The sequence below is a fragment of the Apolloniradiicaulis salifontis genome, assembly GCF_053756655.1.
Genome location: NZ_CM132387.1, coordinates 2,748,033 through 2,771,294 on the forward strand (window position 1 = coordinate 2,748,033; position 23,262 = coordinate 2,771,294).

19 protein-coding genes are annotated in these 23,262 nt (G+C 67.8%); 8 read left to right on the forward strand and 11 right to left on the reverse strand.

Annotated elements, in window-relative coordinates; genetic code table 11:
• Positions 1-186: 186 nt before the first annotated feature.
• The gene (mutS, locus tag ACWCOP_RS13090; protein ID WP_478248731.1) at positions 187-2,868 is read right to left on the reverse strand and encodes a DNA mismatch repair protein MutS; all 2,682 of its coding nucleotides are present in this window, start codon (positions 2,866-2,868) and stop codon (positions 187-189) included.
• Positions 2,869-3,125: 257 nt separating this feature from the next.
• Here mutS and ACWCOP_RS13095 point away from each other — a divergent pair, with 257 nt between their 5' ends.
• Positions 3,126-5,417 (forward strand): NADP-dependent malic enzyme, encoded by a 2,292-nt coding sequence (locus tag ACWCOP_RS13095; protein WP_478248732.1) that lies wholly within the window; start codon positions 3,126-3,128, stop codon positions 5,415-5,417.
• Positions 5,418-5,496: 79 nt separating this feature from the next.
• On the opposite strand, the gene ACWCOP_RS13100 is transcribed toward ACWCOP_RS13095, so the two are convergent.
• Both ACWCOP_RS13100 and ACWCOP_RS13105 read right to left on the reverse strand, forming a co-directional pair.
• Positions 5,497-6,876, reverse strand: a complete 1,380-nt coding sequence (locus tag ACWCOP_RS13100) for an AmpG family muropeptide MFS transporter (protein WP_478248733.1) — start codon at positions 6,874-6,876, stop codon at positions 5,497-5,499.
• A gap of 20 nt (positions 6,877-6,896) precedes the next feature.
• Positions 6,897-8,777 (reverse strand): ATP-binding protein, encoded by a 1,881-nt coding sequence (locus tag ACWCOP_RS13105; RefSeq protein WP_478248734.1) that lies wholly within the window; start codon positions 8,775-8,777, stop codon positions 6,897-6,899.
• 162 nt (positions 8,778-8,939) lie between these two features.
• Here ACWCOP_RS13105 and ACWCOP_RS13110 point away from each other — a divergent pair, with 162 nt between their 5' ends.
• On the forward strand, positions 8,940-10,316 hold the full coding sequence (locus ACWCOP_RS13110) for a M28 family metallopeptidase (protein WP_478248735.1): 1,377 nt from the start codon (positions 8,940-8,942) through the stop codon (positions 10,314-10,316).
• Here ACWCOP_RS13110 and ACWCOP_RS13115 read toward each other — a convergent pair.
• From ACWCOP_RS13115 to ACWCOP_RS13125, 3 genes are all read right to left on the reverse strand, one after another.
• Entirely contained in the window at positions 10,313-11,875 is a 1,563-nt protein-coding gene (locus tag ACWCOP_RS13115; RefSeq protein WP_478248736.1) for a YifB family Mg chelatase-like AAA ATPase, read from the reverse strand. The genes ACWCOP_RS13110 and ACWCOP_RS13115 overlap by 4 nt on opposite strands.
• A 120-nt stretch (positions 11,876-11,995) precedes the next feature.
• Positions 11,996-12,805 carry a BON domain-containing protein gene (locus tag ACWCOP_RS13120; RefSeq protein ID WP_478248737.1) on the reverse strand — a complete coding sequence of 270 codons (810 nt, stop codon included), beginning with the start codon at positions 12,803-12,805 and terminating at the stop codon, positions 11,996-11,998.
• 130 nt (positions 12,806-12,935) lie between these two features.
• Positions 12,936-13,349, reverse strand: a complete 414-nt coding sequence (locus ACWCOP_RS13125) for a YraN family protein (RefSeq protein ID WP_478248738.1) — start codon at positions 13,347-13,349, stop codon at positions 12,936-12,938.
• Between the two features lie 107 nt (positions 13,350-13,456).
• Here ACWCOP_RS13125 and ACWCOP_RS13130 point away from each other — a divergent pair, with 107 nt between their 5' ends.
• Positions 13,457-14,926, forward strand: coding sequence for a penicillin-binding protein activator (locus ACWCOP_RS13130; RefSeq protein ID WP_478248739.1), 1,470 nt, complete (start codon positions 13,457-13,459; stop codon positions 14,924-14,926).
• A gap of 37 nt (positions 14,927-14,963) precedes the next feature.
• Here the strand turns inward: ACWCOP_RS13130 and hemW are convergent, their stop codons facing one another.
• On the reverse strand, positions 14,964-16,118 hold the full coding sequence (hemW, locus tag ACWCOP_RS13135; protein ID WP_478248740.1) for a radical SAM family heme chaperone HemW: 1,155 nt from the start codon (positions 16,116-16,118) through the stop codon (positions 14,964-14,966).
• The gene (rdgB, locus tag ACWCOP_RS13140; RefSeq protein ID WP_478248741.1) at positions 16,115-16,720 is read right to left on the reverse strand and encodes an RdgB/HAM1 family non-canonical purine NTP pyrophosphatase; all 606 of its coding nucleotides are present in this window, start codon (positions 16,718-16,720) and stop codon (positions 16,115-16,117) included. The genes hemW and rdgB overlap by 4 nt, the downstream gene beginning before the upstream one ends.
• Before the next feature lie 439 nt (positions 16,721-17,159).
• Here rdgB and ACWCOP_RS13145 point away from each other — a divergent pair, with 439 nt between their 5' ends.
• On the forward strand, positions 17,160-17,711 hold the full coding sequence (locus ACWCOP_RS13145; protein WP_478248742.1) for a DUF2975 domain-containing protein: 552 nt from the start codon (positions 17,160-17,162) through the stop codon (positions 17,709-17,711).
• A 9-nt stretch (positions 17,712-17,720) separates the two neighbouring features.
• Positions 17,721-17,951 carry a helix-turn-helix domain-containing protein gene (locus ACWCOP_RS13150; RefSeq protein WP_478248743.1) on the forward strand — a complete coding sequence of 77 codons (231 nt, stop codon included), beginning with the start codon at positions 17,721-17,723 and terminating at the stop codon, positions 17,949-17,951.
• Here ACWCOP_RS13150 and ACWCOP_RS13155 read toward each other — a convergent pair.
• On the reverse strand, positions 17,948-18,847 hold the full coding sequence (locus ACWCOP_RS13155; RefSeq protein ID WP_478248744.1) for a LysR family transcriptional regulator: 900 nt from the start codon (positions 18,845-18,847) through the stop codon (positions 17,948-17,950). The genes ACWCOP_RS13150 and ACWCOP_RS13155 overlap by 4 nt on opposite strands.
• 100 nt (positions 18,848-18,947) lie before the next feature.
• On the opposite strand from ACWCOP_RS13155, the gene ACWCOP_RS13160 reads away from it, so the two are divergent.
• On the forward strand, positions 18,948-19,739 hold the full coding sequence (locus tag ACWCOP_RS13160; RefSeq protein ID WP_478248745.1) for a sterol desaturase family protein: 792 nt from the start codon (positions 18,948-18,950) through the stop codon (positions 19,737-19,739).
• Positions 19,740-19,742: 3 nt separating this feature from the next.
• Here ACWCOP_RS13160 and ACWCOP_RS13165 read toward each other — a convergent pair whose 3' ends face one another.
• A complete protein-coding gene (locus tag ACWCOP_RS13165; protein WP_478248746.1) occupies positions 19,743-20,147 on the reverse strand; it encodes a hypothetical protein in 405 nt (134 codons plus the stop codon).
• A gap of 19 nt (positions 20,148-20,166) precedes the next feature.
• The gene (locus tag ACWCOP_RS13170) at positions 20,167-20,934 is read right to left on the reverse strand and encodes a DUF6065 family protein (RefSeq protein ID WP_478248747.1); all 768 of its coding nucleotides are present in this window, start codon (positions 20,932-20,934) and stop codon (positions 20,167-20,169) included.
• Positions 20,935-21,082: 148 nt separating this feature from the next.
• Here ACWCOP_RS13170 and ACWCOP_RS13175 point away from each other — a divergent pair, with 148 nt between their 5' ends.
• Both ACWCOP_RS13175 and rlmN read left to right on the forward strand, forming a co-directional pair.
• A complete protein-coding gene (locus ACWCOP_RS13175; protein ID WP_478248748.1) occupies positions 21,083-21,832 on the forward strand; it encodes a 2OG-Fe(II) oxygenase in 750 nt (249 codons plus the stop codon).
• A gap of 203 nt (positions 21,833-22,035) precedes the next feature.
• Positions 22,036-23,193: a dual-specificity RNA methyltransferase RlmN gene (gene rlmN, locus ACWCOP_RS13180; protein ID WP_478248749.1), complete on the forward strand. Its 1,158-nt coding sequence runs from the start codon at positions 22,036-22,038 to the stop codon at positions 23,191-23,193.
• Positions 23,194-23,262: the final 69 nt, after the last annotated feature.

Sequence of the window (23,262 nt, forward strand, 5' to 3'; positions counted from 1 at the left end):
GGACGGCGTTCTATCGCCCCTCATCCTGAGGTGCGAGCCCGCAAGGGCGAGCCTCGAAGGATCCCGCAGGATTGAGCGCTTAGCGTCCTTTAAAGGCTTCTTCTACGAAAAAGACTCCTCAGGATGAGGGAGGTTGGGAGCAATAGCCGCTGTCCCTCCCCTTGATGGGGGAGGACAAGAGCGCCGCTACACCATCCCTTTGAGCGCATAGATCAGGTCCAGCGCTTCGCGGGGGGAGAGATTATCCACGTCGATGGTTTTAAGGCGCGTCTCGACGGCGCTGGGCTTGGCGACGGGCTCGGGCGGTCTGGCCGAGAAGAGCGGCAGATCGGCCAGCGCCGCGGCGGGCGCTCCATCGGCTTCCAGCCGGCCCAGAATTTCGGTCGCGCGCGCCACGGCGGCCGCCGGGAGACCGGCGCGCTTGGCGACCTCAACGCCGTAGGAGCGATCGGCGGGGCCTTTCTGCACCTCGTGCAGGAAGACCAGATCGCCCTTCCACTCCTTGGCCTTCAGCGACAGGTTTCCAGCCCCGTCCAGCTCATCCACCAGCCGGGTCAGCTCGTGATAATGGGTGGCGAAGAGCGCGCGGGACTTGTTGACCGCATGAAGATGCTCCACCGCCGCCCAGGCGATGGAGAGCCCGTCGAACGTGGCCGTGCCGCGCCCGATTTCATCGAGGATCACCAGGGCGCGCGGACCCGCCTGATTGAGGATGGCGGCGGTCTCGATCATTTCCGCCATGAAGGTGGAGCGCCCGCGCGCCAGATCGTCCGCCGCCCCGACGCGGCTGAACAGGTGGTCCACAAGCCCGATCCGCACCGATTTCGCCGGGCAGTAGAGCCCCGCCTGGGCCATCAGCGCCATGAGGGCGTTCTGGCGCAGGAAGGTCGATTTGCCCGCCATGTTCGGACCCGTCACAAGCATCAGCCGGTCGCCGGACGTCCCCGCCCCGTCCAGCGTGCAGGAATTGGGGGTGAAACGCCCTTTGCCGGAGCGCTTCAGCGCCCGCTCCACCACCGGGTGGCGGGCCTGCTCGACCTCAAAGCCCAGCGTGTCGTCCACCACCGGCCGGCAGGCGCCGTGCTCAGCCGCCCATTCAGCCGTGGCCGCCGCGACGTCGAGATGGGCCAGCGCCTGCGCCGCCGCCCGGATCGCGGCGTCGAGGCCTTCGATCCGTGTGCGGAAACCTTCAAAGATCTCCAGCTCCATGGCGAGCGCGCGCTCGCCGGCCTGGGCGATCTTCGCCTCCAGCTCCCCCAACTCCGGCGTTGAGAAGCGCACCGCGTTGGCCATGGTCTGGCGGTGGATGAAAGGCTCGGCGCCCATGAGCGCGTCGGCGTTCTTGGCGCTGACCTCGATGAAATAGCCCAACACATTGTTGTGTTTGACTTTCAGCGAGGCGATTCCGCTTTGATCGGCGTAGGTGTTTTGAAGGCCAGCCACCACGCGCCGGCTTTCATCGCGCAGCTTGCGCGCCTCATCCAGCGGCGCCGACCAGCCCGGCGCGACGAACCCGCCATCGCGCGCCAGCAGCGGCGGCTCGTCGCCCAGCGCTCGCGCCACGTCCTCCACCAGGCCCGCAAGATCAGGCCGCGCCGACAGCGACAAAGCATCAAGGCACGCATCCACCGCCGGCGGCGGCGGGTTCAGGCGCTCCCTGGAAAACCCCGCGATCAGGCGCTCGCCTTCTTTCAGGGCGCGCGCAAGCTGAGCCAGATCGCGCGGTCCGCCGCGGCCCAGAAGCAGCCGTGTGAGGCAGCGCGCCGGATCACCGGCGGCTTTCAGCCGCTCGCACACGCCGGTGCGCACCGCCCGGTCGTCGAGAAAATACTGCGCCGCGTCGAGGCGGGCGTTGATTTCCTTGAGATCCATGCTCGGGCGTGCCAGGCGTTCAGCGAGCAGGCGCGCGCCCGGCGCGGTGAGCGTGCGGTCCACCGCATCGATAAGCGAGCCCTTGCGCTGACCCTGCAAGGTGCGCTCGATTTCAAGGCTGGCGCGCGCCGAGGGATCAATGGCCATGGCCGCGCCCGCCGGCTGGCTCCTGGGCGGGGTCAGGCGCGCCGGAGCGCCGGCCTGGGACAGCTCGAGATAATCCAGCAAGCACCCCAGCGCCGAGATCTCGGCGCGGGAGAACTCGCCGAACGCTTCAAGGCTCTGCACGTTGAAGCGCGCTTTCAGCCGCCGCTCGGCGGAATTGGCGTCGAACTTGGCGCGCGCGCGCGGCGTCACAACCGCCATGGGCGCCAGCGCCTCGGCGGTCTTGGCCTCGTCGTCCAGGCACAGCAATTCGCTGGGGCCCAGCGCCGCAAGCTCGGCCTCCAGCGCCTCGGGCGAGGCGGGCGTGGACTGGAAGGTCCCGTCGGAGACATCCGCCCAGGCGAGCGCGGTCTCTCCGGTGGCGAGACGGGCGAGAGCGGCGATCCGGTTGGCTGATCGCGCTTCCAGCAGATCGTCCTCGGTGAGCGTGCCCGGCGTGACGATGCGGGTGATGGCCCGGCGCACCACCGATTTGGCGCCGCGCTTCTTCGCCTCGGCCGGGTCCTCCATCTGCTCGCCCACCGCCACCTTGAAGCCGGCCTTGATCAGGCGCGACAGATAGGTCTGGGCGTGGTGGACCGGCACGCCGCACATGGGAATCGGTTCGCCCTGATGCTCGCCGCGCCTGGTCAGCGCGATGTCCAGCGCTTCGGCGGCGCGCACCGCGTCGTCAAAGAACAGCTCGTAAAAATCGCCCATGCGGTAGAACAGCAGCGCGTCCAGCGGCGCCTCGGCGCGAAGCTCGAGAAACTGCACCATCATCGGCGTCGCCCCGTCCGGTGTCGGAAAGGCGCGCTGATGAAGCGTGTCGGGATCGGCGGGACGAGTCATGGCGAGAGCCTAGCCGGGCAAGGCCGATCCGCAAGCGGGCTCTTGCGCCGTCAGTGTCGCGAGAACGGCCCGGAGAGCCGGTTTTCAACAGCTGGGCGCAGGTGACGCCTCCCCGCCCCGACCGAACCCCGGGCGCAGGACCGGCCTGCATCGCTCCTGATCCCGCCGATCCCGGCGCAAGCACCGCATTGTCAAAGGCGTCCAGAGCGTTAGGTTGGACGTCCCGCCAAACGCCTTGCTCACAGGACGCCTCACGCATGACCGATCGCCGCCCGCCCCGTGTCGATGATGAAGAGGCGCTGAACTTCCACCGCTATCCCGAGCCCGGAAAACTCGCCATGCGGGCCACCAAGCCCATGGCGACGCAGCGCGATCTCTCGCTCGCCTACAGCCCGGGCGTCGCCGCCCCGGTGAAGGCGATCGCAGCCGATCCAGACCTCGCCTACGATTACACGTCCAAGGGAAACATGGTGGCGGTGATCTCCAACGGCACCGCGATCCTGGGCCTGGGCGATCTCGGGGCCATGGCGTCCAAGCCGGTGATGGAAGGCAAGGCGGTATTGTTCAAGCGCTTTGCTGACGTGGACGCCATCGACATCGAGGTCGACGAGAGAGACCCCGACGCCTTCTATGAGTGCGTGCGCCGTTTCGGCGCCAGCTTCGGCGGAATCAATCTGGAGGACATCAAGGGTCCCGATTGCTTCATCATCGAAGAGCGCCTGCGCGAAGCCCTGGACGTGCCGGTCTTCCATGACGACCAGCACGGCACGGCGATCATCTCGGCGGCGGGAATCATCAACGCCTGCGAGCTCACCGGGCGCGACATCAAGAATCTGAAAGTCGTGGTGAACGGCGCCGGCGCGGCGGGCATCGCGGTGCTGGAGCTTCTGAAAGCCATGGGCGTCGCCCATGACAATGCGATCCTGTGCGACACCAAGGGCGTCATCTACAAGGACCGCGCCGAAGGCATGAACCAGTGGAAGTCCGCCCACGCCGCCGACACGCCGGCGCGCACGCTGGACGAGGCGCTGGACGGCGCCGACTGTTTCATCGGCCTGTCGGTGAAGGGCGCAGTCACCAAATCCATGGTGAAATCCATGGCCGCCGACCCAATCATCTTCGCCATGGCCAATCCCGATCCGGAGATCACCCCGGAAGAAGTCGCCGAGGCGCGCTCGGACGCCATCATGGCCACGGGCCGGTCCGACTATCCAAACCAGGTCAACAATGTCCTGGGCTTTCCCTATATCTTCCGCGGCGCGCTGGACGTGCGTGCGCGCACCATCAATGAAGAGATGAAGATCGCCGCCGCCCGCGCCCTGGCCGAGCTGGCGCGCGAGGACGTGCCCGACGAGGTGGCCGCCGCCTATCATGGAGCCCGGCCGAGCTTCGGGCGAGACTACATCATCCCGGCGCCGTTCGATCCGCGCCTGATCAGCCATGTGCCGCCCTATGTGGCGCAGGCCGCCATGGAGAGCGGCGTGGCGCGCCGGCCCATCGCCGACATGGAGAGCTACAAGGCGGCGCTGGCCCGCCGGCTTGATCCCACCGCGGCGATCCTGCAGGCGATTCAGGACGAGGTCCGCTCGGCCCCGCGCAAGACCATCGTCTTCGCCGAGGGCGAGGAGCCGGCCGTCATCCGCGCCGCCCACGCCTTCCAGAATCAGGATCTGGGACGCGCCATCCTCATTGGCCGCGAAGAAACCGTGCAGGCGAACATGCGCCTTCTGGGCGTTCCCCAGGACGCCATCGAAATCGTCAATGCACGGCTGTCCGACAACAACGCCGACTATGGCGATTTCCTCTATGAACGCCTGCAGCGGCAGGGCTATCTGCGCCGCGACGTGCAGCGCCTGGTCAATAATGACCGCAACGTCTTCGCCGCGTGCATGGTGGCCACAGGCAACGCCCACGGCATGGTCACCGGCACCACGCGCAACTACGCCCAGGCGCTGGGCGACGTGCAGCTGGCGCTGGACCCCAAGCCCAATGAGCGAGTGATGGGCATGAGCCTGGTGCTCTCCCAGGGCCACACCCTGTTCATCGCCGACACCAACGTCACAGAATTTCCCTCGCCCATCGCGCTGGCCGACATGGCCTGCGAGACGGCGGCGGCGGCCCGGCGCTTCGGCGTCGATCCGCGCGTGGCCTTCCTGTCCTACTCCACCTTCGGCAATCCGTCCGGCGACCGGGCCGACGCGATCCAGGAAGCGGTGGCGGCGCTGGACGCGCGCGAGACCGATTTTGAATACGAAGGCGAGATGAACGCCGATGTGGCGCTGGATCCCGATCACCGCCGGCTCTACCCGTTCTCGCGCCTGTCCGGCCCGGCGAACGTGCTGATCATGCCGGCGATCCACTCCGCCTCCATCGCCACCAAGCTCATGGGCGCGGCGGGCGGAGCCACCGTTCTCGGACCGATGCTGCTGGGCCTTGAAAAGCCGGTGCAGATTGCGCGCCTGGGCGCCGGCGTCGCCGACATTCTGACCCTCGCCGCCCTGGCCGCCCACGATCTGTCGGGGGCGAACGGGGAGGCGGACGAGGACTAGCGGTTCTGCGGTTCGTGTTTCGCCATGACCCGCGCTCTGCGCCAGCGCATGGCGATGATGACGAAGGTTACTGCGGGACCTATCGACTCAAACCTTTGGCTTCGCGCGCGTCGCCGTGCGCCCGCGCCGCCCAGATTGAGACCAGGACAGACGGAATCCCGATCGCTGCAGTCAAAGCGAAAAAGGCTCCATAGGCGGGTATGAGCCCGATGGCCTGTCCCATGGTCTCAACGGCGACGCCGGAGAACCCTTTCAGGAATTTGCCCAGAAGCGTGTAAAACGAAGACAACAGCGCATACTGCGTGGCGGCGTAGCCGAAACTGGTAAGGCTCGACATCCACGCGATCAGCGCGGTGCCCGCAAATCCCTCGGACAGGTTTTCCACAAACAACGCGACCGCGAAATTGGTCAGCCCGCCGCCTGTCGCCGCCATGACGGTATATCCAAGGTTTGAAGCGGGAGCGAGAAACGCACCGATGATGAGAGTCCGTGTGAACCCGAGACGAAACGCCGCCAGACCACCGGCCGCCACGCCGATAGAGGTGGCTATCAGACCCACGGTCGCACGCACGCCGCCGATCTCTTCACGGGTGATGCCCAGATCCAGATAGAACGGGTTGATCATGGGACCCATGACAAAGTCGGGCATTCGGTAAAGGCTGACTGCAGCGAGGAGCAGAACCGCCTTGCCCCCGTGGGTTTGAAGAAACGCTGCGAACGGACCGATGATCGCCTCATAAAGGCCGCGAGGCGTCCACAGAGGGGCTTCAACCATCGGGACGCCGGCCGCCTGCGCAACGGCGCTGGTCTGAGGATCTGGTTCAGAGGCCATAAGCGCAGCGGCCATGCCGACCAGCATGAGCGCAGCCATGGCGGTGTAGCTAAGTTCCCAGCCGACATTTGCGGCCACAATGAAGATAAGCGCGTTGGTTATCAGCAGAGACGCGCGATAGCCGAGCTGGTAGCCGGCCGATAGCAGCGCCAGCTCTTCGTCGCTATGCGCAGCCTCGATCCGCCAGGCGTCGACAGCGATATCCTGGGTGGCGGACGCAAAGGCCACCACCAGCGCCAGCGCGCCGAACGTGACAAGCCCGGCCTGCGGTCCGGCGAACACCATCCCGATAAGCCCGGCGGCGACAAAAATCTGGGCGATCAGGATCCAGCTTCGGCGCTTGCCCAGGCGGCCGATCCCGGGAAGGCGTGCACGGTCGAGAATCGGAGCCCAGAGAAATTTGAACGAATAGGCGAAGCCGACCCAGCCGATAAACCCGATCGCCGTGAGCGTCGTACCTTCTTCACGCAACCAGGCGCCAAGAGTGTTGCCCGTCAGCAGAAACGGCAGTCCCGACGAAAAACCCAGCGCAAGCATGATCGCGACACGGGGATTTGTCAGCCCTTTCAGGACGGCTCGCCATCCAGGCCTCGGCGGGGCGCCGCCTGCTGTCGTCTCTTCGGTCATGAAATGCTCTCTGCGTCGCGTCAGCCCACGTTCGCCCGGTTCTGATCCCCGCACAAGCCGATGAGGACGCGCACCAGCGCGTCGGGATCCAGCGGCTTGGTGAGGAAATCATCCATGCCCGCGGCCAGGCATTCGGCGCGGTCGGTCTCGGTGGCGTTGGCGGTGAGCGCGACGATGGGCAGGGCGGCGCGGGCTCCGGGCAGCGACCGGATCGCGCGCGCGGCGCCCTGGCCGTCGAGTTCAGGCATGCGCAAATCCAGGAGCGCGGCGTCAAACCCGCCGCCGGACGCCGCCTCCACCGCGGCGCGACCGTCCACCACATGGACCGCTTCGGCCCCCAGGCGCGCCAGAACGGTTTTGGCGATCATGGAGTTGACCGGATCGTCTTCGGCCAGCAGCACGCGCAGGCCCGTAAGCGGTTTGAACGCGCCGCCCTCGCCCTGAGCGGCGAGGCGCGGCGACCCGGCGGCGGGCGGCGGCTCGGCGATACCGGCGCCGGCGGCGTAGAGCGCCAGCGAGGCCAGGCGCACCGGCGCCACCAGCCAGCCGTCAAATTCCGGCGGGCGCTGATCGGGCGCGAACTGATCCTTGGTGCGCGGCTGGGCCACGGCGAGCACGCGCGCGCCGGGCGCGGAAGCCTTGATCGCGCGGGCCATATCGGCCCAGGCCTCGTCCAGCAGCACGGTGACCGGGCCGGGCGCCCCGGCGGCAAGACGCAGCGCAGACTCGCGGTCGGCGGCGTCCAGACTGGTGGCGCCAAGCGCTGCGCACTGACGGCGCAGGGAGTCGCGCAGGATCATGTCGCCGCTGGCCGCCAGCGTGATCCGGCCCGCCAGCGGGCGCGCCGCGGGCGGCGGCGCGGCGGCCGGCAGCGGCGCCTCGAACCAGAACAGAGCGCCTCTGCCCGGCTCGGAGCGCACCCCGACGCTGCCACCCATGGCTTCGGCAAGGCGGCGCACCATGGCCAGCCCGATTCCGGCGCCGGGCGCGGCGGTGCGCTCGGCCGAGCCACGCTCAAAATATTCAAACAGCTTCGCCTGATCGGTCTTGGAAATGCCAGGCCCGGTGTCGCGCACGGTGAGACGCAGACGCCCGTCCGCCATCTCCGCGCCGATCAGCACGCCGCCGGTCTGGGTGAATTTCACGGCGTTGCCGGCCAGATTAAACAGCACCTGGCGCAGGCGCGCGGGATCCGCCTCGACCCGTTCGGGCGTCGCCGCGTCGATGGCGTGAGCCAGGCTCAAGCCCTTCTCGGCGGCGCGCGGCGCCAGGATTTCGGCCACATCCTCGATCAGGGCGCGCGGGCTCACCGGCTCGGTGCGCAGATCCAGACGCCCCGCCTCCAGCCGTGTGATGTCGAGAATATCATCGATGAGATTAAGCGCGTGGGCGGCGCTGGAGCGCACCGCATCCAGATAGGCCGCCTGATCGGGCTTCAGCCCGGTCTCCTCCAGCAGCGCCGCCGCGCCCAGGGCCCCGGAAAGCGGCGTGCGCAGCTCATGGGTCACCGAGGCGAAGAAGATCGACTTGCCGCGCGCCGCTTCGCTTTCCTCCGCGCGCGCATTGCGTTCCTGGCTGACATCGCGGCCCACCGCCACCGCGCCACCCCCGCTCGTGGGCGTTTCCGACCACTCGATCCAGGCGGGACCTGAACGCGTGCGCATGGCCGCGTCATAGCGCCTTGCGGCCCCGTCGTCGCCGAACGCCGGAGCGACGGCGAACCAGCGCCCGATCCAGTCGGCCTTCTCGCCGCCGAAAGCCTCCAGAAACGCCCGATTGACGCCGACCACCCGCCCGGCCGAGTCGCGCACGAGCACGAGCTCGGACATGGCGTCCAGCACGGCGTCCGCGTCCGGCGGCGCGCTTCGGCGCGTGTCTTCAGGATCGCTGATCTCATTCATGGTGAAGGAGACTTAGCCTCATCAGCGTTAAGGAAGACTGGACGCAGAAGGCCGATCAGAGGGGTGGGCCGCGCCGCCGGCGCATCCCCACCCCCGCACTTGACCTCACTGCGGCCCGGCGTCCCTATGGCGCTTGAAATCAGACCGAGGGAGCCTTTCATCATGCTCAGACACGTCCTGTCCGCCGCCATCTTCGCCAGTGCGGGCGCTTCGCTCGCGCACGCCCAGGACGCGCCGCCGCCGGGCGAAGTTCCGGCTGTCTACGACATTGTCGACGCGGTCTCCGCCCAGCGCATCGAATCAGACATTCGCACGCTGGCCGCCTTCGGCACGCGTCACACCGCGTCGGAAACAGACTCCGACACGCGCGGGATCGGCGCGGCGCGGCGCTGGATATTCGACGAGTTCGAGCGGATTTCCGCCGAGTGCGGCGGGTGTCTTGAAGTGCGCTACGTGTCCGAAACGGTGGAGGGCGAAAGCCGTATCCCTGACCCGGTGGAGGTGGTGTCGGTCATCGCCATCCAGCGCGGGACCCTGGATCCCGGCCGGGTGGTGATGATGAGCGGAGATATCGACAGCCGGGCCAGCGACGTCATGGACGCCGAGATCGACTCCCCCGGCGCCAATGACAACGCGTCCGGCGTCGCCGGAGCGATCGAGGCCGCGCGCGTCCTCTCCGGGCGGTCCTTCGCCGGAACGATCGTCTACGCCGCCCTCGCCGGCGAGGAGCAGGGCCTGTTCGGCGGCGAGATTCTCGCCCGCTACGCCCTTGAAGAAGGCTGGCGCATCAAGGCGGTGCTCAATAACGACATGATCGGCAATATCGCCGGTATTGACGGCGTCATCGACAACAGCTCGATCCGGGTGTTCTCCGAAGGCACGCGGGCGACCGAAACCGAACGCGAGGCGCGCATCCGGCGCTTCACTGGCGGGGAGGTCGACTCGCCGTCGCGCAATCTCGCTCGCTATATTGACAGCGTCGCCGATCAGTATCTCACCAATCTGGACGTGATGATGGTCTATCGCCTCGACCGGTTCGGGCGCGGCGGCCACCACCGCCCGTTCAACGATGCGGGCATGCCCGGCGTGCGCCTGATGGAGACGCACGAGCATTATGATCGCCAGCATCAGGATATCCGCATGGAGGACGGGCGCCATTTCGGCGACACGGTCGACTATGTGGACTTTGATTACGCCGCCAAGGCCACCAGCCTGAACGCCGCGACGCTCGCCCTTCTGGCCGGCGCGCCGCCGATCCCGGCGGACGTCTCCATTGAAGGCGCGGTGAGCGCGGACACCAGCCTCAGCTGGACTCTGCCCGAAGGTGAAGCTGCGTCGAATCTCGCCGGGTACCGGGTCCACTGGCGCCTGACGGACGCGCCGCAATGGACACATAGCCGGTGGGTGGGGCTCACCGACACCTACGTGCTGGAGAACCTCGTCATCGACAATTACTTCTTCGGCGTCTCCGCAGTGGCCCCTGACGGCGCGGCGACCCCGGTGGTCTTCCCCGGCCCGGCTGGCGATTTCGGCGATTAAAGCGCGCCGTCCAGGCGGGGTCGCGCCGAAGAGCCCGTAAAAGCACCGGGGCGAGACACCGCCTGACCAGTGGTGCGCGCCCGCCGTGCGCTCAACGCCTCGGCGATATGGATGCGGCGCACGCCGTCCGCGCCGTCCAGATCGGCGATGGTGCGCGCCACGCGCAGAATGCGGTGATAGGCCCTTGCGGTGAGCCCCATGGCTTCGGCGGCCTTGGACAGGAGCGCGGCGCCGGGCGCGTCCGGGGCGGTGATGGTGTCAAGACGATCCCCGCCGAGGCGGGCGTTGAGCCCGCCGCGGGCCGCCTGAACCTCGCGCGCCGCGGCCACGCGGGCAGCGGCTTCCGCGGTGCCTTCCGGCGCCGGCGGCAAGGCGAGATCGGCCGGCGTCACCGGAGGCACGTCGATCTGCAGATCGATCCGGTCCATCATCGGGCCGGAGACGCGCGCCTGATAGCCTTGCGCGCATTTGGGTCCGCGCGCGCAGGCCTCGCCGTTCTCACCCGCCCAGCCGCAGCGGCAGGGATTCATCGCGGCGATGAGCTGGAAGCGCGCCGGAAACGTAATGCGCTGATTGGCGCGCGCCACGGCGATGTCGCCGGTCTCCAGCGGCTGGCGCAGGCTGTCGAGCACCTGGGGATGAAACTCCGGCAGCTCGTCGAGAAACAACACGCCGTGATGGGCCAGGGACGCCTCGCCCGGCTTGATGCGGCTTCCCCCGCCCACCATGGCCGCCATGGAGGCGGAATGGTGCGGCGCGCGAAACGGGCGCGTGCGCGACAGCCGGCCGCGCTCCACCAGCCCGGCCACCGACTGGATCATGGACAATTCCAGCAATTCCTTGGCGTCCAGCGGAGGCAACAGGCCGGGCGCGCGCTCGGCCAGCATGGACTTTCCAGACCCCGGCGGCCCGACCATGAGCATGTTGTGACCGCCCGCCGCCGCCACTTCCAGGGCGCGCTTGGCGGTCTCCTGCCCGCGCACGTCCTTTAGATCCTTCACCGGCCCGCCGTCGATGAGATCGCCGGGCGCGGGCCGGGACAAAGACTGGGACCCCTTGAAATGATTGATCAGCTGTATCAGCGAGCCCGGGGCCAGGATCGCCAGATCGCCGCCGGCCCAGGCGGCTTCGGGCCCGCTGGCTTCAGGGCAGATGAAGCTCTTGCCCTGGCTGGCGGCCAGCATGGCCGCGGGAAGCGCCCCCGGCGTCGGTGCGATGGAGCCGTCCAGGCCCAGCTCGCCCATGACGAGATAATCGGCGATCTCACGCGAGGGCAGCACCTCAAGCGCCGCCAGAAGGCCCAGCGCGATGGGCAGATCGTAATGGGTGCCCTCCTTGGGCCGATCAGCCGGGGCGAGATTGACGATGAGTCGCTTGCTGGGAAGCGAAAGCCCGATCGCCGCAAAAGCCGCACGCACGCGTTCGCGGCTTTCGGCCACCGCCTTGTCGGCCAGACCCACAACTGTGAAGGCCACATTGCCGCCGGTCAGCTGAACCTGAACATCCACAGGACGGGCCTCGGCGCCTTCAAACGCAGCGGACGCAGTGCGATTGCCCATCCCTGTCTCCGTTCAATATTCATGCTCAACAAAATCTTCCACGCCCCCGGAGTTATCCACAGGGAGTGGAACATTAAGGAAACATGCGAAAGGCCCGCGGTCAACCCACAGGCGACCTTTCTAGAAGGGCATCGCGTCAGAAGAGGGTCGCCGCGCCGGCTCGGACGGCTGGGTACGGTCGAGTCGCGGCTCGAAGACCCGCTGCGCCGGACTGGCCGCCGGGGCGGGATCGCTCCGGGCGGCGGACGCATCCGGCTCGCCGAGAAGCTGGGGCGATGAAGACGGCGCCGGGATCGGCTGGTCCAGGACGGGAGCGCCAGGCTGCAGGGGCGCGCCGCCCACCGCGTCGCAGGCCTCGGCCTGCAAGGCGCCGCGAGCGGGCAGTTCGGGGGTTTCGCCGGTGACCCGCACCAGATCCACCACGCGCTCCACGCCCGGGACGCGCGCGGCGTGCTGGGCGGCGTGGTCGGCCTCGGCGCGGTCGCGTGCATAGCCCAGCAGATAGACGACGCTCTGGCGCGTTTCGATGTTGAAGTTGAGCGCGCGCACATCGGGGTCCTGCACCAGGCGGGCGCGCACCTGCTGAGTGATCACCGAATCCTGCGCCAGCTCGCGGGTTCCGCGCCAGGCGCCCACCTCGATTTCGTTGACCACCGAGCGCACGCCCGGCGCCGACCAGGCGAGGCATTCGGCGAAAATGCGGTCGGCGTCGCGCGGCGCGGAGCCCGACAGCAGCATCACGCCCTCGGTGATCTCCACGTCCACCTGATCAAGGGCGTAGCCTTCAGAACGCAGCATCGCCGACTTCACGCCGAGCGAGGCGTTGAAATCGTCCAGCTGGCGGCCCATCGACCGGCCGGGCTCCAGCGCGGCGCAAGCGGTCAGCAAGACCGAGGCGAGAGGGACGGCGAAGAGGGGCGTGCGAACCATGGCGGGGCGCTCCAGAAGATGGCGGTCGGGGGCGAGGCGAGACCTGAACGGGAGATCGCGCCCAGCATCGCCCCGCGAGGCTGAAAAAAGGTAAATGCGGCGTTCAGACTTCGGCCCTGACGACGCCCGCCTAGATCAGGTCGAGGGCGCCGCGCGTTTCGGCTTCGAACGCACTCTCGATCCGTCTGGGCCAACGCCAGGGCGTCACCACCATCAGGTCGAAACGCGGCTGAAGATGGGCGAAGCGGCGATGGCGCGCCCGCCACAGCGACCCGGCGCGCAGCATGCGCTCTCGCTGGCGCGGCGACACGGCGGCCAGCGCGGTTTCAGCGTCGGCGCGCGCCTTCACCTCGATGAAGCACAAGACATCGGCGCGCACGGCCACCAGGTCAATTTCACCCGCCGCCGTGCGGGCGCGGCGGTCGATCACCCGCCAGCCGCTCAAGGTCAGGCGCAGCGCGCACAGGCGCTCTGCAGCGCGTCCACGCCATTCCGCACGGCGGCGCTTGCGGGCGCGGTTCGCAGCTGAGGGCGGGCGGCTCATAAAACAGGCCTCATGGCGCGGCCCCGAACGGTTGCCCGCGCGCGCCGGCGCGGGTAACTTCGCGCAGCGCTGGGGCGCGGCGCATCCGGACTGTCGAGGGGACCAACATGACCGTTGCAGCATCGCTCAAGCACGCGCTTGCGCCAAGGCGCCTCGCGTCCCGGCTCTCGGCCGGCGTTTTGGGGCTCGCCGTGCTTGCGCTGGCGGCCTGCGAAAGCGCGCCCGGACCCGCCACCCCGGTGCAGACGATTCCCGAACGCCCCGTGGTCGGCGCCCCGCCCGAGCCGATCACCGTGCCGGTGGATCTGGCCGACCGCGCCTACACCCCGGCCCATCTTCGCGGCATGCCCCTCACCCGCGTCGGCCTGCTGCTGCCGTTTTCAGCGAGTTCAGAGGCGGCGCGGCGTGAAGCCTCGCGCATCCTGCGCGCCGCCGAGCTGGCGCTGTTTGAACGCGCCGGCGACGCCCTCGTGCTGCTGCCAAAGGACACCGGCGGCACCGGCGAAGGCGCGCGCGAAGCGGCCCGGTCGGCGATCTCCGACGGCGCCGATCTGATCATCGGCCCGCTCTTCAGCGCCGCGGCGGCGGCCGCCGGCGAAGAAGCGCGCAGCGCCGGCGTCCCGGTCATCACCTTCACCACCGACGCCACCATCGCCGGCGACGGCGTTTACCTGCTCAGCTTCCCGCCCGACGAAGAAGTCAGGCGCATCACCGAATATGTGGCGGGTCTGGGCGCGGACCGTTTCGCCTTCATCGGGCCGAACACCGCCTACGGCCAGGTGGCGAACGACGCCTATCGCCGCACCATCGATGAGCTGCTGGGCGAAAACCCGGAGCCGGTTCAAGCGCAAGTCCGTCTGCCCCTGCCCGAAGACGCGCCGGAGGATGCAGAGCCGCGCACCCGGACACGGGTGTTTGACCGGGGCCTGGTGGCCACCGCCTTCTATGACGGCGGGGTCAGCGCCATGACCGAGGCCGCCGCCCGACTCGCCTCGACCGGAGTGGAGCGGCTGGACCCCGCCCGCGCCGCCACCATGACCGGGCGCAACTGGACCCCGTCTGAGGCCTCGCCCTTCCAGGTGGTGCTGCTGCCCGAGGGCGGCGATCAGCTGCGCATTCTTGCGCCCGTCCTGGTGTATGAGGACATCGACCCCTTCCTGGTGAAATTCATCGGCACCGGGCTGTGGCGCGATCCGGCCCTGACCCGTGAACCGGCCCTGGCCAATGGCTGGTTCGCCGGCCCCGATCCCAGCGCGCGCGCCCGCTTTGAACAGGTCTATGAGAACGCGTTCGGAGAAACGCCGTCGCGCCTGGCCGGACTCGGTTATGATGCGGCGTCGCTGGCCGCCCTGTTCGCCGCCGAAGGCGATTTCACGGACGAACGCCTCACCGATCCTGACGGCTTTGTGGGCGTGGACGGGCTATTCCGCCTGCGGCCCGACGGCACGATCGAGCGCGGTCTGGCGGTCTACACCGTGCGCCGCGACGGGTTTGAAGTGCTCGACCCCGCGCCCCGCGCCTTCGACCTCGACCCGTTCTCGCGGCCGGTGGACGTGGAGCCGGACGAGCGGTCCTAGCCGCGCCGGCCGGGACCGGCGCCGCCGCGACCTCTGCTCAATCGGGGATCAGCGCTTCTGCGACCGCATCGGCGTAGATCCGGCCCTTGCCCGTCAGGCGCAGGCGATCCGGCCCGGCCTCGATCAGGCCCTGAGCTGAGAGGCGCTCAACGGCGCCGGCGTCCGGTGCGTAACCCGTGATCGCCGCGACGCGCTGCGCGTCGAGCCCGTCCTCCACCAGCCTGATCCCCATGAGGATGCGCTCCACCGCCTCGTCCCGCGCGCTCAGCTCTTCTTCGTCGTGGCCGCTCACCGCCGTCGCCGCCGCGATATAGGCGGCGGGTTTCAGCGCCGCCGCATAGCCGACGCGTCCGCCCCGGTCGGCGCGGCCCAGGCGCGAATGGGCGCCGGGACCGATCCCGATCCAGTCGGCGCCTTCCCAGTAGAGCCGGTTATGGACCGACTGCGCGGCGCGGCCTCTGGCGTGGTTGGACACTTCATAGGCGCCAAGGCCGGCCGCTTCGGTCATCTCCTGCGTCAGGGTGAACAGATCCGCGGCGAGGTCCTCGCCGGGCGCTTTCAGCGTTCCCCGCCGCACCTGCCGCTCAAAGGCGGTGCCCGGCTCGATGGTGAGCTGGTAAAGCGAGAGATGGTCGAGCCCCAGGGCGATGGCTTCTTCGAGCTCGCCGCGCCATCCGTCCACCGTCTGGCCTTCGCGCGCATAGATCATGTCGATGGAGACACGGGCGAAGGCGCCTTGCGCGAGGGTGATCGCCCGGCGCGCCTCGTCGGGGCCGTGATCGCGGCCCAGGCGTTTGAGATCGGCGTCGCTGAACGCCTGCACGCCCAGCGACAGCCGCTCGATCCCCGCGCCGGCGAGGCCCTTGAACGCAGCCGCCTCACGGGGATTGGCCTCCAGCCCGATCTCGGCGCAGGGCTCCAGGCCGAAGAGATGCTCTGCAGCCTCAAGAAGGCGGCCCACTTGAGCCGGGGTCATGAGAGACGGCGTGCCGCCGCCGAAATGAACGCTTGCAAGCCGCCGCGGCCCGGTGATCTCCCGCCAGCGCGCCAGATCGTCCAGCATCGCGGTGAACAGGGCGTCCCCGTCCGCGTTCGCCGCCTTGTAGACGTTGAAATCGCAGTACGGGCAGATCCGCACGCAGTAGGGCCAGTGGATATAAAGGCCCAGCCGGTCTTCGTGAGATGCGCTCACGCGGAGAACAGGTCCGCTTTCAGAAGGCGGAAGGCATGGGCGCGATGGCTCATGGCGTGTTTTCTCGAAGGCTCCATCTCGCCGAAGGTGATGTCGAACCCGTCCGGAATAAAGATCGGATCGTAGCCGAAACCCTGCTCGCCCCGCGGCGGGAAGGTGAGCGCGCCGCGCACCTCGCCCTCATAGACGCGGGTCTCGCCGTCCGGGTGGGCCAGCGCCAGGGCGCAGACGAAGCGGGCGGAGTAATCCGTGGCCCCCTTCGCCTCCAGCTCGGCGCGCACCTTGTCCATGGCGGCGTAGAAATCGCGCGGTTCACCGGCCCAGCGCGCCGAATAGATGCCCGGCGCACCGCCCAGCGCGTGCACTTCAAGCCCGCTGTCATCGGCCAGCGCCACCAGCCCGGAATGCGCCGCGCCGGCCCGCGCCTTTAAAAGCGCATTGCCGATAAAGCTGTCTTCGGTCTCTTCCGGCTCGGGCAAGCCCAGCGAATCGGCGCCTTTCGCGTCCAGCCCGAAGGGCTCGATAAGCTCGGCTATCTCTTTGATCTTGCCCGCATTATGGCTTGCGATCGCCCAGGCCTGCGCGCGTGTGAAGACATTCATGCATATCGTCCCTGCTGATTGAACATATCGCCTTTCGAAAAATTAATATCGTTTTTCGATATATTTTTGTTGCGTCCCGATACGAGATCCCCTACATACAGTCTCGAGGCGGACGGGAACACCCCGAACGGCTCCGGCGACAGACCGGCAAGAAAGATCGGATGCGCCGTAATGGTTGGTCGACAAAACAGCTTAGGAGAGTAAGAGATGGTCAGGTCTAACAATTCCAACGGTCACGCGACGTTTGCGACGGTGATCAATCTGGTTCTGGTCGCCGGCGTGTTCGCCGGCATGGTCGCCGCCCTCAGCCCGCTGATGGCGTAACCGACATGAAGGCCGAAAAGGCCGGTCTGCTTCGAGACGCACCGCTCCTCCCCCGCGGCGCCGAAGCGGCCGGCCTTCAAGGCCCCGACGCGTAGAAACGACTATTGGGGGGCGCATGAGAACGCTCGGACCGGGATCTCTGGCTTCGATACTAAAGCTCCTCCTGGACGCCGCCTTCTATATTCTGTGGGCGTTTCTGGGCCTTGCAAGCCTCATCATCGTTCTCATCGTCTTCACCGGGCTCTACCGCCTCGCCGGATTCGGCGACGGTCTTCCAGACAGCCTGTCGCAATTCCTCGCCATGGACGTGGTGCTCGCCCTGCCCATGGCGGTGGTGGCGATCGCAGCCTTGATCTTCATCATTGACCGGCTGCGCCGGATTTTCAAAACCCTCATCGGCGGCGACCCCTTCGTTCCCGAAAACGCCAATAATCTGCGCGCCATAGCCATCGGCATCGGCGTGTATCAGGTCCTGCAATACGCCAGCCACGGCGTCATCTCGCTGGTGTTCACCCTGTCGGGTCAGCCGGTGCAGGGCGGCGGGCGCGTGGTGCCGGAATTCTCCCTCAATCTGGGCGCCTGGTTCGCGGTGCTGGCGTTCTTCGTGCTGGCCGAAATCTTCCGCGAGGGCGCCCGCCTTCGTGACGAACAAAAATATACGATCTAGGAGGACGCAATGCCGATTCGCGTCACCCTGGACCGGATGCTGCTCGAGCGCCGCATGTCTCTCACCGAGCTGTGCGACCGGGTGGGCATCACCATGGCCAACCTCTCCATTCTGAAGACCGGCAAGGCCAAGGCGGTGCGATTCTCCACCCTGGAAGCGCTGTGCCGCGAGCTGGATTGCCAGCCGGCCGACCTCCTGATGTTCGATGAAGAGGGCGAGGAAGAGGACGGCTCGGACTAGCGCGCGCCCGCCTGATCACGCCCGGCTGCAAGAAACGCCGCGCACAGCGCGTCCAGCGCCGGATCCGCCGGTGCGCTCGCCCGGCGCATCAGCCCCGGACGCAGCACCACGGGCGACCCCCCGAACTCAAGGCGCACCAGCGCATGATCGGCGCACAGCCGCGCGATCACGGTCTGCGGACCCACCAGCACATGGTCCGACGCCGCGCACGCCCGCGCCAGGGTGATGTAGTCGTCGCAGACAAGGCTCGCCGCCGCGAGACCAAAGGGCATGGGTCCGAGCGCCAGGCGGCCCGGCGGCGTGGCGCTCGCCACCGGATAGCGGCCGGGATCGACGTCCCGGCCGGCGTCCAGCAAGGCGTGACCCTCGCGAACGCACGCCGCGACGCCCTCTTCAGGCAAAGCAGTGAGGGTCAGATCATCCGGTCCCTCCACCGCGCCGATATCAGCCGCCACCAGATCGAGCTCTCCGCCGCGCAGCTGCTCGATCAGGCGCGCGGCCGGGCCCGCCCGCACGGTCAGCGCGATGTCGCGCCCGGTCTGATAAAGCCGCGCCACCGCGCCCGGCAGGAAGCTGTACTCAACGCTGGGCCCCACTCCGATGGTCAGCGCCCCGGCCCCGCCGGTGCGCCAGCGCCCCGCCTCACCCTCCATGTCGGCGGCCGTCTGCACCAGGGTGCGGGCCCGCGGCAGCATCGCCGCGCCCAGCGCGGTGAGCGCCAGCCGGCGCCCGGTGCGCTCGAACAGCGCGCCGCCCAGGGACGCTTCAAGCTGGGCGAGGATCTTGGTGGCGGCCGGCTGGGACACCGCAATCGCCTGCGCTCCGGCGGAAACGGTGCCCCGCTCTGCGGCGGCGACGAACAAGCGGGCGCTTTTCAGGCTCAACATGGGAGCCATGCTATCACAAAAACGAATATTAAATGGCCAAATTACGATTGGACGTTATGACCGCGCGGGTCCAGTCTCGACCGGCTGTCAATTAAGGAGCCGCACCGTGGTGAGTGAAAAACTAGTCGTACCGGCGATCTTTACGGGCTTTGCTCTGCTGGAGATCGTGCTGGGCCGCTTTTCCGGCGCGCCCAGGGCGTCGCGCCGCGACGTGGTGATCGAAACGGTCTCCAGCCTCACCATCGTGCTCATCACCGTGCCGGCGATCTTCTTCCTGGCGCCCCTGCTGGTGGAGCTGATCCGCCCGGGCAGCGCGGGCGCGCTCGCCTTCCTGCCCTGGTGGGCGATGGTGGCGATCCTTCTGGTGGCCGACGACATGACCCAGTACTGGTGGCACCGCACCAGCCATAGCGTCCCGCTGCTCTATAATCTGCACCGCGCCCACCACTCGGGCGGCTATATGAGCGTGCGGATCGCCTACCGGAACAATCTTTTCTACTACATGCTCATGCCGGGCATCTGGGCGTCGGCGGTGCTGGTGCATCTGGGCTTCTACCCGGTCTATGCGGTCTATCTGATCGTGAAAATGGCGGTGATCTTCGCCGCTCATTCCAGCTGGCGGTGGGACGCGCCGCTGTACAGGATTCCCGCCCTCGCCCCGGTCATGTGGGTCGTGGAGCGCACGATCTCCACGCCCGCCACCCATGCGGCCCATCACGGCCTGCACGCGGGCGACGGCGCAACCCACTACAAGGGCAATTACGGAAATCTGTTGTTCTTCTGGGACGTGCTGTTCGGCACCGCGAAGATCACCCGCACCTATCCGCAAGAATTCGGCATCGAGAACATGGCCCCCGCCAGCACGGCGCGCGAGCTCGCCTGGCCGCTGGCGCGCAAATAGGCGCTAGGGATAGCTGATCACCCCATAGCTGATCACGACTGTGCGGTCGCCGACCGCCAGATCCGGCTCCTGCTTGAGCACCTGATCCGCGCCGACGCGCAGCTCGACGGTGAGCGCGCCCGGCGCGCGCCAGCTTAAGCCATAATCCTCGCGCACGCCCCGCCCCACCAGGAAGACCTGCTCGCGCCGGGCGATATCGCGCTGCGGCGCACCGGCTTCCACCAGCTCAAACTGGAATGTGGGCGGCGACTGCGCTCCGCAGGTCCGGCTCCAGACGCGCACGTCATGGGCGCCGTCGGGAGAGGCCAGCGTGTCCAGCACGACCGTCTCGCAATCGCCCGCCATGCATCCCGACAGCGCTGCGGCGGCGGCCAGCGTCAGCACCCGGCTAAAACCAGCCTTGATCATGACTGCTCCTTCACCTGGATCAGCGCCGGCGCTTTTTCGGCGTGTCCGCAGCCGGCGCGAAGTCCGGCACGCGGATCTTGATCTTGTGATCGCCAGGGCCCTTCGCGCCGTCGGGATAGAGGCCGCGATAATAGCCCTTCTGCCATTTCTCCTCGGCGGCGGCCTGGTCGCCCGATTTCAGCCGGCCGGCGAAATCAGACCGGCTTTCGCGCCAGATCTCCATCTGTTTCAGCGCCTTGGGATCGGTGTGCAGCGACTTGATCTCCGGCGTGATCCGCTCAAACAGATCCCGGCGCACGGGGAAGAAATGGGCGATCGCCTCACCGGCCTCAAACCGCACCTCGCCCGGCCGCGTGAAGCGCCAGTTCATGGTGAAAGAGTAGGGGCTCCAGTCGGTCTCGATGACGCCGCCAAGGCCGACGATTCCGTCCTTCACGCCGTTCACCGGCCCTGAAACCCACAGATTCCAGCCCGGCGGGGTGCGCATCAAAAACCCCATCTCGAAGGTGAGGATGCCGGAGCCGAAATTAGCCATGGCCGAGCCCGGCTTGTGCATGGCCATGGGATCGTCAAGCACGACCTGGACATCCTCAACCCGGTCGCCGCCGGTCCAGCGCGCTGTGACGCCGGTGGGCGTGAACACCTCCCAGCCATGCTGGTTGGCGGCGGCCAGCGGCAGGCAGCGATAGGCGAAGCTTTCCGGCGTGGCGTCCATCCACCGGCGCCGGCTGTCGGCGGGGCGCACGGGAACGGGTTTGTCGGAGAGGGGGTGCAGGGTGAGTTTCATGGCGGCAAGGAAACGCGCCGCAAGGCGGAATGGCAAGGCCGCGCACCGCGTTATACGCAGGCGAGCCCTTCCCGCCGCTCGCCGCGCGCCGACGGCGGTTCACCGCAAGCGGCTTGCGGGGCCGGGCGCGCGCTGCTGCGGTCGCGCCATGCCTGCTGACGCCGCAACACGCCGCCCCGCCTTATCGCTCAATGCGGACATCAGCCTGGCCAAAGCGGCCAAGGCCTTCGCGCGCACCGGCGTCGCGGTGATCGAGAACGCCCTGGATTTTGAAGGCGCCGCAGCGCTCGCCTCCGCCATGATCGCCGCGCCCGGCTTCAATCTGGTCACACGCATCGAGAACCAGCACCGCGATTTCGACGCGGCGGCCATGGCCGCACTGGCGCCTGACCAGCGCGCACGCTTCGAGCAGCTGGTCGCAGACGAGGCCCGCGCCGGGTTTCAGTATCTTTACGAGACCTATGCGCTCTACGACGCCGGGCGGGAGGGGCGTGCGCCGCCGCCCGCCTTCAAAGGCGCGCTGGACCTGGTGCGGAGCCGTGAGTTTCTGGGGTTCGCGCGCAAGGTTTGCTGGAATGAGCAGATCAGATTCGCAGACGCCCAGCTGACGCGGTTCCAGGCGGGTCATTTTCTTTCGCAGCATGATGACGACATTCCCGAAAAACGGCGCGTGGCCGCCTATGTCCTGCAGCTGTGCAGCGACTGGCGCGCCGATTTCGGCGGCGTGCTGAACCTTCTCACCCCCGACGGCGAGGTCCGCCGCGGCCTCGTGCCCGGCTTTAACCGGCTGATTCTGTTCTCCGTCCCGCGGCCCCACGCGGTGAGCGCGGTGGCGCCCTTCGCGCCGCGCCCGCGCCTTGCGATGACCGGCTGGCTGCGGGAGGGTGAACCGGGCTGAATGCGCCCTCCTGGGCCTGCCGGCCCGTTCGCACGCTTCAATCGACCCACCGGGTCGATTGATCGGCTACGCCGACCGCGGCCTTCCCTGGGCCTGCCGGCCCGTTCGCCGCCTTCAATAGATCCCCCGGATCGATTGATCCGCTGCGCGGACCGGCGCTCACCCCTCTCGCGAAACCGGCGTATTTGGCGTATGTGTGCGCCATGACCTCGCAAGCCATCAAACTCGACCTCTCCTCCCGGCCCGCCGAGCCCGAGCTCATCGGGCTCGCCGGCCTCACGCGCGCCGAGCTGCGCCAGGCGCTCATCGACCATGCCGGCGTCGATGAGAAGAAGGCCAAGATGCGCGCCGACCAGCTCTGGCGCTGGATCTATAATTTCGGCGCCACCTCGTTTGATCAGATGACCAACGTGTCGCTGGATTTGCGCGCGGTTCTGCAGCGCAAATTCACGCTGGCGAGGGCTGAGATCGTGGAACGTCTGGTGAGTGTCGACGGCACGCGCAAATACCTGATCCGTTTTGCGCCCGGCGTGGAGGCCGAAGCGGTGTTCATCCCCGGCGTCGGCCGGTCCGGCGCCTTGTGCGTCTCCAGCCAGGTGGGCTGCACGCTCACCTGCACCTTCTGCCATACCGGCACGCAAAAGCTGGTGCGCAATCTCACCGCCGCCGAGATCGTCCAGCAGGTGATGATCGCCCGCGACGACCTGGAGGAATGGCCGACCTCCAACGAGGACCGGCGGATCACAAACATCGTCTTCATGGGCATGGGCGAGCCGCTCTACACGCTGGACTCCGTCGCCGACGCCATCGACGTGATCGCCGACAATGAAGGCATGGCCATCGGGCGCCGGCGCATCACCGTGTCCACCTCCGGCGTGGTCCCGAAGATCGTCGAGCTGGGGGAGCGCACCCGCGCCATGCTGGCCATATCCTTGCACGCCACCAATGACGCGCTTCGCGACGAGCTGGTGCCGCTGAACAGGAAATACCCGATCCAGATCCTGCTGGAGGCGATCCGCCAGTATCCCGACATCTCCAACGCCAAGCGGGTGACCTTCGAATACGTCATGCTCAAGGGCGTCAATGACAGCCCGGCGGAGGCGCGCGCCCTGGTCAATCTGCTCAAGGGCATCCCGTCAAAGATCAATCTCATCCCGTTTAATCCCTGGCCCGGCAGCCCCTATGAGTGCTCGGACTGGGACACGATCGAGACCTTCTCCGAGATCGTGAACCGCGCCGGTTACGCTTCGCCCATCCGCACCCCGCGCGGCCGCGACATCTTCGCCGCCTGCGGCCAGCTGAAAAGCGAAAGCGTGAAAATCCGCGCCAGCGAAAAGCGCAAGCTTGAGCGCGAGGGGTAGCACCCCTGCGACGGCTGGCGCTGCAGGCTGACCGCCGCTTTGCGGGTCCGGGCGATGCTTGCAAGTGCG

Coding starts and splice junctions, on each gene's coding strand:
- ACWCOP_RS13095 (WP_478248732.1), top strand. CDS start 3,126: ATGACCGATCGCCGCCCGCCCCGTGTCGATGATGAAGAGGCGCTGAAC.
- ACWCOP_RS13155 (WP_478248744.1), bottom strand. CDS start 18,847: ATGGCTCCCATGTTGAGCCTGAAAAGCGCCCGCTTGTTCGTCGCCGCC.
- ACWCOP_RS13120 (WP_478248737.1), bottom strand. CDS start 12,805: ATGGTTCGCACGCCCCTCTTCGCCGTCCCTCTCGCCTCGGTCTTGCTG.
- ACWCOP_RS13100 (WP_478248733.1), bottom strand. CDS start 6,876: ATGACCGAAGAGACGACAGCAGGCGGCGCCCCGCCGAGGCCTGGATGG.
- ACWCOP_RS13105 (WP_478248734.1), bottom strand. CDS start 8,777: ATGAATGAGATCAGCGATCCTGAAGACACGCGCCGAAGCGCGCCGCCG.
- ACWCOP_RS13115 (WP_478248736.1), bottom strand. CDS start 11,875: ATGGGCAATCGCACTGCGTCCGCTGCGTTTGAAGGCGCCGAGGCCCGT.
- ACWCOP_RS13165 (WP_478248746.1), bottom strand. CDS start 20,147: ATGATCAAGGCTGGTTTTAGCCGGGTGCTGACGCTGGCCGCCGCCGCA.
- ACWCOP_RS13150 (WP_478248743.1), top strand. CDS start 17,721: ATGCCGATTCGCGTCACCCTGGACCGGATGCTGCTCGAGCGCCGCATG.
- ACWCOP_RS13170 (WP_478248747.1), bottom strand. CDS start 20,934: ATGAAACTCACCCTGCACCCCCTCTCCGACAAACCCGTTCCCGTGCGC.
- ACWCOP_RS13130 (WP_478248739.1), top strand. CDS start 13,457: ATGACCGTTGCAGCATCGCTCAAGCACGCGCTTGCGCCAAGGCGCCTC.
- ACWCOP_RS13145 (WP_478248742.1), top strand. CDS start 17,160: ATGAGAACGCTCGGACCGGGATCTCTGGCTTCGATACTAAAGCTCCTC.
- ACWCOP_RS13125 (WP_478248738.1), bottom strand. CDS start 13,349: ATGAGCCGCCCGCCCTCAGCTGCGAACCGCGCCCGCAAGCGCCGCCGT.
- rdgB (WP_478248741.1), bottom strand. CDS start 16,720: ATGAATGTCTTCACACGCGCGCAGGCCTGGGCGATCGCAAGCCATAAT.
- ACWCOP_RS13175 (WP_478248748.1), top strand. CDS start 21,083: ATGCCTGCTGACGCCGCAACACGCCGCCCCGCCTTATCGCTCAATGCG.
- mutS (WP_478248731.1), bottom strand. CDS start 2,868: ATGACTCGTCCCGCCGATCCCGACACGCTTCATCAGCGCGCCTTTCCG.
- rlmN (WP_478248749.1), top strand. CDS start 22,036: ATGACCTCGCAAGCCATCAAACTCGACCTCTCCTCCCGGCCCGCCGAG.
- ACWCOP_RS13110 (WP_478248735.1), top strand. CDS start 8,940: ATGCTCAGACACGTCCTGTCCGCCGCCATCTTCGCCAGTGCGGGCGCT.